This is a genomic window from Magnetococcales bacterium (assembly GCA_015228935.1).
Taxonomy (GTDB): Bacteria; Pseudomonadota; Magnetococcia; order Magnetococcales; family DC0425bin3; genus HA3dbin3.
The window spans coordinates 1-11,031 of sequence record JADGCO010000124.1; the positions used below are offsets into that span (position 1 = coordinate 1).

The following is an 11,031-nucleotide window of genomic DNA, read 5'->3' on the forward strand; positions in this document are numbered from 1 at the left end:
CTTCCCCCTGGCGGGGTTTGGGGCGGAGCCCCAACAAAGTCTTTTATATCAAATCTTTTTTTGCAAGGGTTCTGAATAGATACAATTCAGGCAGGAATAATTCAGGCAGGCAGGCAGGGGGCGTGGGCGAGGGTGGGCCAGGCAACATCCTTGGGGGAGAGGAGCGGGTCGGTCACCGGCCAGGCGATACCCAGGGCGGGGTCATTCCAGAGGATGCCCCGGTCGGCTTCGGGGCGGTAGATATCGGTACATTTATAAGCAATTTCCGCCCCCTCCGGCGAAAGGACACAAAATCCATGGGCAAACCCCGGAGGAATCCACAACTGCCGCCGATTTTCCGCACTCAGTTCCACTCCGACCCAACGGCCAAAGTGGGCAGACTCGCGCCGAATATCCACCGCCACATCGTAGATGCGCCCGAACAGGACACGTACCAGCTTGCCCTGTGGATAAGGCTCCTGAAAATGCAGTCCACGCAGCACGTTGGCCGCCGAGCGCGAGTGGTTGTCCTGGACAAAAGGGTCTACAATGCCGGCAGCCAGAAATTTGTCCCGATGGTAGGTCTCCATGAAAAACCCCCGCGCATCCGCAAAAACCGGGGGTTCCACAAGCAACACACCTGGGAGTGAGGTCGGTATGAATTTCATGGCCGGGGATTGTGACTCAATCGTTTGTTTCGATCAAGGTTTTGAAAGAAAACAGACACAAATCCCCGTTGCAACGCAGCCGAAGCGAATTCCGGCAGACAATCCGGTGCCGCATGTTTCGGAATTTCAGAAAAGAATCCAAAGAGAAAACTCAGGGAGGTTGACCATGGACAGCCTGCTCAAGGAGGTACATTTCCGAGGCCAGGGCTTCGGCCACAATAGGACGGTAATGCAGATTGTACAAAAAATTCCTGGTATAATCGGCCGACAGCAGATCCGACGACCCGATATTGAGATAATTGAGAGCAACATAAAAAGCATACGACTCGTTTACCAGAAACTTATGCGTTTCTTCCGCTGCTGCTGCTGCTGTTGTTGTTGGTATCAACTGCACAGGCCGAATCCGGACAATCCACTTCATCATATAAGATGCTCTTTTATGCCGATCTGCCACTTCTATGAAGTGATAATTCTTATGCCTGCGCAGGTCATCATAATACGATTCAATACAGTGACGCAGAAGCCTTTCATCGATTTCGACACCGCTCCATTTTCCTTCTATAACCATCAAGCGATACAATTCTTTGAGGGAATGAAATCTTCTGATTTTTTGTTTTTCTGTCATCGCATATCTTATCGGAGATGGCTCCCTGGCTCAGGGATTCTCTCCAGTACCCCTGGAAAGAATTTTACCAAACACCTCGTCGAGCTTTGCAGTAAACGCCTTAACGTTTTTCTCCGCTTTTTCCAAATATTCCTCCTCATCGACGATGTCGTCCTCGTTTTCTTCCCGCCAATTGGAAATTGCAGTGATCACGGGGTCCGCGAACACATGTCCATACATTTTTTGAAGTTCTTCATCACTTGGAAAAGCCATTGTCCCCCAGCTCCTTTCACTCAAGCTCAAAACGGATTCCATGGCCTTTTTGGCCCAATTTGCCAGAAATTTTGCACAACACATTAATAAATTAAACATCCTCCTGTCTTGTGATGCACAAAATCCTTAAGGATAGCTTTTAAAGACAATCACTTATGCATAACTGGTCGTTCATGTTTCTGAGATACACATTGTGTTTTTCACAAAAAACTCAAGATTGCGGATCATGGCTTGCCCATTTGGCCAAATGCAAGCAAAATTTTTAACTACATATATTTCAATTAAATCATATGCATAATTTAAACGAAAATGCACAAAAAATGCGCAGAATTCTCAAGTATATAAAGTTTTATCCTACAATCAATTCGAATTACAATTTATTCTTACAATAGGTTACAAATTAGACCATAAAAAACCGATCACGCAACCAGAAAAAATTTCATCCAGTAATTTTTTTAATATTGACAAATCACGGAATCAATGAACCGTATAATCAAAACTGAGTGACCGCATGCGGCGGCTTGTCGCCAGAACAGGACAGTTAGTCACCTGCGAGACCATATCGGCATCAGGTGACTGGAATAATGTCACCAAAAAACCTACCATCCCTGCTACCGCTTGGTTTTGGTCGTTGGACCTTGTGCGCTTCAAGCTGTCACGCGGGGCAAACAGCCCACCTGCGTATCGTTTGGATCATGGATGGATAGGGATTCCTGATGAGTGTGGCAGATCACCACTTCCTGGACGTCATTCGAAAAGAAGGCGAAAGCGCATTGATGTGCTGGAGGAAGACGATGGGATGCAGGTCGCCAGGATTCGCGTTGCCAAATCCCGGCAACTGGTTGCCACCTCGGATGACCTTCTGCAACCTGATCATTCTTTTCCGGCTGCGTCAGGAGCGGCGTCTGACGACGGCGGAACTGGCCATCTCTACCCAGAAATCGGAGTCGGAAACCAGGTCTGCATTGGAGCGCCTGATCGAAACCGGTTTGCTGGTGGCGCATGGCACTGCCCGTGGTCGCACCTATACCTTGAGTGCCAAGGTATATCGAAAAGCGGGACAAAAAGCTGGCTATATCCGACAGGCCGGCTTCGATCCGATCCAGCAGGAACAGATGGTGCTGCGGTTCATGCAGGAGCATGGTTCCATCAAACGGGCTGATGTCATCGAGTTGTGCAGGATTTCGGCTTCACAGGCATACCATTTGCTTAACCGATTAAAAAAAGAGGGAAAAATAGTCAGGAATGGCACCCTTCGGCATGCCATCTATACGCGCAGGTCGTAGTCTACACACATGTGCATAGGATCTATGCACATGTGTATAGCCGTGTATTGAATGCCAAGGCCCTCGATCATCCGAGGGCCTTGCTGTTTTTCGGCTGGTGGCAAAGGAGGGGCGGTCAGGGTTCAACGGGAAGAGCGGCTGACTTTTTCCCGGAGAATCTGGCTCGGCTTGAAAGTGACGACGGTACGGGCAGTGATTTCCACTTCCTGGCCGGTCTTGGGATTGCGACCCTGGCGGGTGCGTTTTTTACGGGTGGTAAAATTTCCGAAGCCGGAAATTTTGACCGGATCCCCTTCTTCCAATTGATTGCGGATAATCTCGAACACCGATTCCACAATGTTGGCCGACTCCTTCTTTGACAGTCCGATCTTTTGATAGACGGTTTCCACGATATCAGCTTTGGTCATCTGGTCTCTCCAAGTTGGCCGAAAAACCCAATGAGGCGCATTCGCAAAGCCGCAGACCGTTTCCCGGGACGGGGGCGTCGTCTATGATGGTGTACCGAATGGGCCCTGGTTTTGCCTGGTCGCGCAGGTGCCGCATGGTGCGGGTGGTGCGGCATTCACCGGAATTTTCATTCTACCGTGTTTGTCTGGTCCGAGGAAAGCATCTATCCTTGTTATTGTGAATCTTTTTTATGCGCCCGGAACGGAGAGGGGTGGAATTCCCTGTCCGAGCGGGTTGGCATCGAGGTGAGCATGAATCGTTCAGAGGTACTTTTTTATCGTGCCCGGGAGGTGATTCCCGGGGGGGTCAACAGTCCGGTGCGGGCCTTCAAGTCGGTCGGGGGGACGCCTCCGTTCATCCAGTCGGCCTCGGGAGCGGAAATGACCGATGTGGATGGACGGACCTACATCGACTATGTGGGATCGTGGGGACCCATGATTGCCGGACACGCCCATCCCCGGGTGGTGGAGGCCATTTGTCAGGCAGCGGGCAAGAGTTCGTCTTTCGGGGCACCAACCGAGGCGGAGGTCCGCCTGGCCGAGGCCATTGTAGAACGGGTTCCGTCCGTGCAGATGGTCCGGCTGGTCAACTCCGGGACGGAAGCCACCATGAGTGCCTTGCGCCTGGCACGGGCTTTTACCGGTCGGCACGCCATTCTCAAGTTTGACGGCTGTTATCATGGGCATGGCGACAGCCTGCTGGTCAAGGCCGGCTCCGGGGCGGCCACTTTTGGGGTGCCGTCGTCGCCCGGGGTCCCTCCTTCCGTGGCACAGGATACGTTGACCCTGCCCTTCAACGATCTTTCGAAGGTGGAGGCCCTGTTTGCCGAACGTCCCGGAACCATTGCCGCCGTGATCGTCGAACCCGTGGCCGGCAACATGGGGTGTGTGCTGCCCGAGGCGGGTTATCTGGCCGGCCTGCAAAGAGTGTGTCGCGCCGATGGTGCCCTGCTGATCTTCGATGAGGTCATGACGGGATTTCGGGTCGCCCTGGGCGGGGCGCAATCCTTGTACGGAATCCAGCCGGATTTGACCACTTTGGGCAAGGTGATCGGTGGCGGGTTGCCCTTGGGGGCCTACGGCGGGCGTCGGGATATCATGGAACAGATCTCGCCATCCGGTCCGGTCTATCAGGCGGGTACCCTGTCGGGCAATCCCCTGGCCACGGCGGCAGGTCTGGCCACCCTGGACATTATTTCCGCGCCCGGTTTCTATGATACCCTGGAGCGGTCAACACATCGCCTGACCGAGGGCATCGGTGCGATTTTGACCGAGGCCGGCATTGCCCATTGCCGAACCCGGGTGGGGTCGATGTTTGGTCTGTTTTTCACCAATCTGCCCAGGGTGCGCGATTTTGCCGAGGCGGCAACCAGTGATCTGCAACGATTCAACCGCTGGTTTCATGGCATGTTGGCCGCCGGCGTCTATCTGGCTCCGAGCCAGTATGAGGCCGGGTTTGTCTCCATTCGGCATACCGATGCCCTGCTTGACCGGACCCTGGAAGCGGCCAGACAGGTCAGTCGCACATTGTAAAAAGGGGAATTTATTGTCGGGGTATGGGCAGGATGCCCGCGTTCCCGGGAGAAAATTCCGGGAACGCGGGTATCGCGCTCGTCAATGAAAATCGATACATCATACAGATGATGAGGTCACCCAACATGCCAGCCTCGAATGACACGATCTTGAATCTGATCCGTCAGTTCCGGAAACAAACCGGCATCCAGCCCATTCCACTCTCCGAGCGTGAATCCCGCTTGCCGATTGGTGCCATCGGCAGTGCCTTTGGCAAGAGTTCTCCGGAAAAGGCATCCCTCTCTCCTGCGGATGTCCCCCCGGAAAAGCCGGCACCATCGATCACGGCCAGGCCTTCGCCAAAAACCAATCCGGTCCAAATACCCGGAAATACCCCAAGGATGCGGCAACTGGATGCCTATAAACGTCGCCTGGGCCATTGATCATTTTTCAGTCAATAGTCCCGGATTTTTCTCCTTGCATATTTGGATTCCGACACCTTGCCCGCCGCTGGTCCATTCTGGTTCTTCGGCAGGAACGTAGCGGGGTCATCCGTTGCCAAACCTGGGCACGCCAAACGCTTTTCAATAATCTACAAATATTGTTCCAGGATTTTCGGCATGGCGACAAGGTCCTGTCGGGTGAGCAGGCGGATGTCGTTTCTTTTGGCTTCCGCGCATGCCCTGGCGCTGAAGCCTTTGGCATTGGTCAGGGCAATAAGGAAAGGCTTCTCGTACTCTTTCTGATACCGTTTTTTGGCACGCACCAGGTCATCCACAGCTTCGGTGTCACAAGTGGCTTCCGGTTGCCGGTGTTTGCATTGAATGATGATGGCACATTTTGTTTCTGGGTGAATGAGGATCCCATCGGCACCGCCATCACCCGGTCCCCCGGTTGGTGTCACCTGAAAGCCAACCGCCTGGGCCTGTTCCAGGACCCATCTTTCAAACTGTCCGGGTTCCATGCGGTCGATCTCTGCCAGAATTTCATTCATTTTCCTTGTGCTGTCCGGCATGACAGCCTCGTACAGTGTTGTTTCGTCGTGGCCGGGCAGGACGGGAGGCAGGAGCATGTTTTTGCCGAGTTCCCGCTTGCGGGTCAACAGGTCATCCAGTTTCCGGTCAAAGCTGACGGGAGCGATATCCTTGTCTGGATGGATGGCCATTGGATAATAGACGTGTACCGTTCTGGTCTGCCCGATGCGATACACCCGGTCGGTACATTGATCCTCGACAGCCGGATTCCACCAGCGGGAGAGGTGGATGACATGATTGGCAGCCGTCAGGGTCAGGCCGACACCGCCGGCCTTGGGCGAGAGAATCATGACATCGAACAGGCCTTGCCCGCGTTCCTTCTGGAATTCATGCACTGCTTCCTGGCGTTTTTCCCCGGCGATGGTGCCGTTGATGATCAACGGCAGATGGGGAAGTGCATAGCGACGTTTGAGCATGCCGGCAAGCCGGTCCTGCATCTCCAGGTCTTCCAAAAAAATCAACGCTTTTTCTTTCTTTTTGGCGATTTCGTCCAATACCCGGAAAGCGGCCAGAAAACGTGCCGACTGGAGCCGGTAGGCGTCGTCCTGGTTGCGCTCCTTGAGAGAGACATCCCTGGGACCGACCGGGTGCAGAGAGAGACCCCGCAAGGTGTGCAAGGTTTCCAGCATGCTTCCCTTGCGCCCGGGTTGATGGTCGAGAATCGTTTTGCGGTAAACCTCGGCCTGTTTTTGTGGCATGGTTTCAACGATGTTGTGTGGAATTTTTTCCGGCAATCCTGGCAAATGGTCATGTTTCATGCGCCGGAGCATGCGGGGAGGCCGATCTTGTTCTCCCCTGGTCAGCTTTTCATGCAGGTGTTGCAGGCTGGCAGGGTCTTCGGCACGATATTCCTGAACAAACGATTTGAGATTGCCCAGAAATCCAGGAATGGACAGATCCATGATGGACCATAGATCCGCCAGTTGGTTTTCGACCGGGGTGCCGGTCATGGTCAGTATCATGTCAGCCTTGACGCTTTTGGCCGCCCGGGCCAGTTGACACACCGGATTCTTGATTTTCTGTGCCTCGTCGAATACGGCAACGACAAAAGGAATGGATAAAAAGCTCATATGGTAGTCGCGCAAGGTTTCATAGCTGGTCAATACCAGCGAAGCATTTTTTATTTTTTCAATTTTCAAGCCCGGAGTGCCACGTTCAATGTCCGTGCCCTGGGTAAGTTCCTTCAAGGATCGCAGGTGGCTGCCATAGACCTGACAAAAGGGTTCCAGAAAACCATCCTGCAAGTGTCGGCGTGCCTCTTCCTGCCAGTTGACGAGCAGGCCGGTGGGAGCGACCACCAGAAGGGGTCGTTTTTCCCCTTTGCGGCGCAACCAGGCCAGAAACGCCAGGGCCTGAAGAGTCTTGCCCAGTCCCATGTCATCGGCCAGCAGGAGACCATGCAGACCTGCATGCCAGGATTGGCACAGCCACGCAAACCCTTCCTGCTGGTGAGGTTTCAGGGATGTGCGCAGGATGCCACTCAGCAAATCCGTGTCGGAGAGGGATTTTTCGTCTTTTTGGACAGTTTCGTGTCGGTAAACGACATTCTCATAGTTCTCCTTGACCTCGACAAAATATTTTTTCTTGTCTTCCTCATCTGTTTCCGGGTCGGAATCGATCTCGTCAGGGGGTGGCAGTTGCCGGGTATGAGAATGTAATTTTTCAAGAATTTCCGGCGTGGCGGGAACCTCCTGGCCGTTCCAGGATACTGTCGGTTCTTCGGCGGCCACGGCATCTTCGATCTTGCGGGTCAATTCGGGCAGTTCGTCGCGTCCCAGGGTTACCTCCTGATTGCCCAAAGTGATGCTGAACCGCTCCGGCAACCAGGTTTCCGATACCTGTTTCAAAAATGGTAAATGTTCCTGCTGCCACAGACCAATACCGAGAACCCGGTCGGAAAATTCCTCGGTTTCGATGAACAGGCTGTCGATGCTGGAGTCCGGCCAGGAGTCACCCAGAGTCTCCTTGAGATAGAGCCGGGGGGTGCGGACAAAATTCCGTCGGGTTTCCGGATCGGCTTGTTGCATGCGCCGGACGACGGTCAGAGCTTCCCGGCAGTCGGGATCGATGTAGAGGTAGGATCCATCGCTCAGGGCGTAACGATCCCGGCATTCCGTATAGCGGAGAAACCGATTTTTAATGAATACATTTTGATCTGCCTCGGTCAACAACCCTTCCGTTTCCGTAATTTCCCCATTTTCCTCGACGCTGCTTTCGCGCAGGCGTCGCGTGAAAAGAATCGGCTCGAAGGTGACGCCATCCTTGCCATCTTGCAAACGCAGGGAAAAGGCCGAGGCATGGGCCATGCGAATGGATCGGAAATAGCCGTCCATGCCGATTTTGTTTTCGGTTGCGGGGGCTGCCAGAATATCCTTGATGCGGGCCAACTGGGCAAAACGAATCGGATCATCTGCGGTTTTGCTGTTGCGAAAGACATCCACGGCCTCGACGATATCGAACATGGGGTTGGGAATGCGCCACTGGGAAGACCCTTGCATGAGAAAAGCCCCCAGACGCTGCCAGCCATGGAGTTCCCGGCCACGATCCATCCAGACGCAGGCAATCCGGAACTCTGCGTCGGTGATGGCTCCCCGGCTTTCCAAATGCAGGGTATGGGGCACGGGATCCGGCAATCCCATGGCCCGGGCGTGGGTCGTGCCCAGGTTGGCAACAACATCATGTCCCAGCATGATCGCTTCTGCATTTTCCAGACGCACGATACCGGGAAGTTCTTCGGCCAGACGGGCCTGGATCCAGTCCAGAGTGGCAAGCTGGTCGGCGGGGGCACGGTCACTCCATTTCACAACGGGAATGATGTGTTCTCTGAACAATTTTTTTTCGATCCGCTCCAGTCGGACTCCCTCTGGATGGACAACGTGCCGGAAATATTGATGGTTCATGATCCGCTTCTTTTCATGGCATGTAGGTACTTGCATGCATGTCAATGCCCGTCAGTTCCCGAATGCGGTTCGAAATTTTCAACTGCCAACCACCCTTGCCGGAAGGAGCCGAATGCGGGAAAGCCATGGATGGATCATCCTGGGCATTTAGTTGCCCGGCTTCGTATACATTCTGGTAAAAATTGGGCGCAGTGCTGTCATTGGCCCGCCAGATGCGGCATTTACCGATGAAACTCCAATCGGCGATGATCAACTCGCCGATCTTCATGAGAAGAACGGCCTGCTTGTTGGATGGACTTCCCCAGACACGTCCGAATCGACCCATGCCTGGATCCTGGTTTTCCCTGGATTTTGCACTTGCAAAGGCAGCCGGTTCTTTTGCCAGAACAACCCAGGCCTCGCGAATGTAACCTTTCCGGAAATAGGCCATCCAGAATGCCTGGCGAAACATCCATTGATCCGGTTCCTTCTGGTCGGCAAACTCTTTGACAATTGCGATGAATTGTTCCAGGGAAAAGCGCAGTAACCAGCGCAGAATGACATTCTTGTCCTGTTGATCCAGTCGGTCCCACGTGGAAGCGGAACTGATGCGGGGGTCACCGATCCGTTCCACCAGAAAGTTGCGGATGGCCTGCTTCATGGTCTCAGGGGGGTCATGATCACGAAATGGCGAGAGCAGGGCCGTAGTCAGTTTCGGGGCATGGATTGGGTGGCGCAACCCCTCTCTTTCCAGACCAGCCCAGGTCAGAAATTGCTGCATCTGGGCCGGAGTCATGGTCCCGGCTGCCAACTCCTTGTGGATGGTCCGCAATGCCCATGCAAACCCTGCCGCAGCAAATCCACCGACGGCCAGCGCATGCACCAGACCGGCTCCGGCGAAGATGGCAGCGAAATCGCGTTGCGGATGCGCCATGATGGCATCACACAAGCGCCTTGGTCCCGTGACCGGGTCAAATAATCGGTGATTTCGTTGCCTTGCTGCCCATTTCCAGTCCCAATGTCCCACGGCATCAGCAATCACCTTTGCCAAGGTTATAAAACCGGGTTTGCCGGGATCAAACTCCAGAAGATAAAAATGAATAAGCGTGCGCAGGGCACTACGTCGCGGGTGGGTGCCGAGTCTGCCGAGGTAGTCATTCAGGAAACCGGTTTCGGCCAACCAGGGTCTGGCACCTCGCCACAGGCACCAGGGAACTTCACGCCACATTCTGGCAGTGATGAAATGCAAGGTTCCTTCCTTCGTTGCCGTGCGCAGGGTTCGTTCAATGGCATCCAGATCAGGTGGTGGTTTGGGTGGTTTGCCTTCCAGGTTGCCCAGTTCCAGGAGGGCCTTTTCGAGATGCACGGGATGTTCGGGAGGCAAGGCCAGAGGTGGAAGGGCATGTCCATGGCGCAAGGTGGCCAAAAATTCCTTGAGTCCCATCAGCGTGGCTCCAGGAACTGTTTCTGGAACTGTTCCAACACTCGGGATGAGGGGCGTTCCATGACAATGCGCAGATCGATGCGGCGATTTTTGCGTTTGTTGTCGGGTGAATCGTTGTTGGCCACCGGGCGACGCCAGCCATAACCGGAGACGGAAAAGAGGGGTTTGCCGGCCCCGTTGATGAGACGTCCCAGTTCCGGATTGGCGTCGAGCAGGCCGAAAGTGGCAATGGCGCGCAGTGTCGAGAGATTCCAGTTGTAGGTTCTGCCTTTATCGGTATCGGTTCCCGTATCGTCGGTGTGGCCTTCCACGAAAATGGTCTCCACCCGGTTTTCCATGGGGAAACCGGAACAGGGGGCAGAGGGTGTGCCGGTCGCGACCGAGGCATAACAGGGCAGCACCTGAAGCAGTGCCCTGGCCAGAAGATCGACGGCGCGGCGTCCTTCCGGTTTCAGTTCGTGACTGCTGGAATCGAAGAGAATCTCTTCGGGCAGGCGAAGGATGCCGTTTTCCATGTCGAGACTGACCCGGATGCCCTCCTGGTGCAGGCGTTCGGCCACCTCTTCGATCAGGCGTTTGCGGCTGGCATCCACGCTGTTCAGGCGTTCCACCATTTTTCGCAATTGTTCCTTTTCCTGGCGTAACAGGTCTCTTTCCCGTTTGATCTGTTCCACCTCATCCTGTTTGACATCGGTGGCCTGACGCAATTGAATGGCAAAATACATCAAGAGAATAATGAAAACAAACAGAACCCCCACCATCATGTCGGTCATGGAAGCGAAATAATCTTCTTCTTTTTCTTCAGTGTTGCACTGTTTTACGCGATGGTGTCCATGGATCATGAGTCAATCTTTCGAAAAAAAACGAATGAAAAACTGGGATGGGGGTCCAGGGGGAAGGGCTGTG

General features: G+C 54.1%; 10 protein-coding genes. 3 read left to right on the plus strand and 7 right to left on the minus strand.

What is annotated here, in order from left to right; translation table 11 throughout:
* Window positions 1-101: 101 nt before the first annotated feature.
* The 3 genes from rfbC to HQL65_18560 all read right to left on the minus strand — a co-directional run bounded on the left by rfbC (window position 102) and on the right by HQL65_18560 (window position 1,524).
* A complete protein-coding gene (gene rfbC, locus HQL65_18550; protein MBF0138238.1) occupies window positions 102-647 on the minus strand; it encodes a dTDP-4-dehydrorhamnose 3,5-epimerase in 546 nt (181 codons plus the stop codon).
* A 151-nt stretch (window positions 648-798) separates the two neighbouring features.
* Entirely contained in the window at window positions 799-1,272 is a 474-nt protein-coding gene (locus tag HQL65_18555; protein ID MBF0138239.1) for a hypothetical protein, read from the minus strand.
* Between the two features lie 30 nt (window positions 1,273-1,302).
* Window positions 1,303-1,524, minus strand: coding sequence for a hypothetical protein (locus tag HQL65_18560; GenBank protein MBF0138240.1), 222 nt, complete (start codon window positions 1,522-1,524; stop codon window positions 1,303-1,305).
* A gap of 716 nt (window positions 1,525-2,240) precedes the next feature.
* Between HQL65_18560 and HQL65_18565 the strand changes: the two genes are divergently transcribed.
* Window positions 2,241-2,810 carry a winged helix DNA-binding domain-containing protein gene (locus HQL65_18565; GenBank protein ID MBF0138241.1) on the plus strand — a complete coding sequence of 190 codons (570 nt, stop codon included), beginning with the start codon at window positions 2,241-2,243 and terminating at the stop codon, window positions 2,808-2,810.
* A gap of 122 nt (window positions 2,811-2,932) precedes the next feature.
* On the opposite strand, the gene HQL65_18570 is transcribed toward HQL65_18565, so the two are convergent.
* Window positions 2,933-3,217 carry an integration host factor subunit alpha gene (locus HQL65_18570; protein ID MBF0138242.1) on the minus strand — a complete coding sequence of 95 codons (285 nt, stop codon included), beginning with the start codon at window positions 3,215-3,217 and terminating at the stop codon, window positions 2,933-2,935.
* 291 nt (window positions 3,218-3,508) lie between these two features.
* Between HQL65_18570 and hemL the strand changes: the two genes are divergently transcribed.
* Window positions 3,509-4,789 (plus strand): glutamate-1-semialdehyde 2,1-aminomutase, encoded by a 1,281-nt coding sequence (hemL, locus tag HQL65_18575; protein ID MBF0138243.1) that lies wholly within the window; start codon window positions 3,509-3,511, stop codon window positions 4,787-4,789.
* Window positions 4,790-4,914: 125 nt separating this feature from the next.
* Window positions 4,915-5,211 carry a hypothetical protein gene (locus tag HQL65_18580; protein MBF0138244.1) on the plus strand — a complete coding sequence of 99 codons (297 nt, stop codon included), beginning with the start codon at window positions 4,915-4,917 and terminating at the stop codon, window positions 5,209-5,211.
* Between the two features lie 149 nt (window positions 5,212-5,360).
* Here HQL65_18580 and HQL65_18585 read toward each other — a convergent pair whose 3' ends face one another.
* The 3 genes from HQL65_18585 to HQL65_18595 are packed head-to-tail and all read right to left on the minus strand — an operon-like array spanning window position 5,361 to window position 10,898.
* Complete coding sequence (locus HQL65_18585) at window positions 5,361-8,702, minus strand: restriction endonuclease (protein MBF0138245.1); 3,342 nt, start codon at window positions 8,700-8,702, stop codon at window positions 5,361-5,363.
* A 13-nt stretch (window positions 8,703-8,715) separates the two neighbouring features.
* Window positions 8,716-10,125: a hypothetical protein gene (locus HQL65_18590; GenBank protein ID MBF0138246.1), complete on the minus strand. Its 1,410-nt coding sequence runs from the start codon at window positions 10,123-10,125 to the stop codon at window positions 8,716-8,718.
* Window positions 10,125-10,898, minus strand: coding sequence for an OmpA family protein (locus HQL65_18595; protein ID MBF0138247.1), 774 nt, complete (start codon window positions 10,896-10,898; stop codon window positions 10,125-10,127). The genes HQL65_18590 and HQL65_18595 overlap by 1 nt, the downstream gene beginning before the upstream one ends.
* Between the last annotated feature and the right edge of the window lie 133 nt (window positions 10,899-11,031).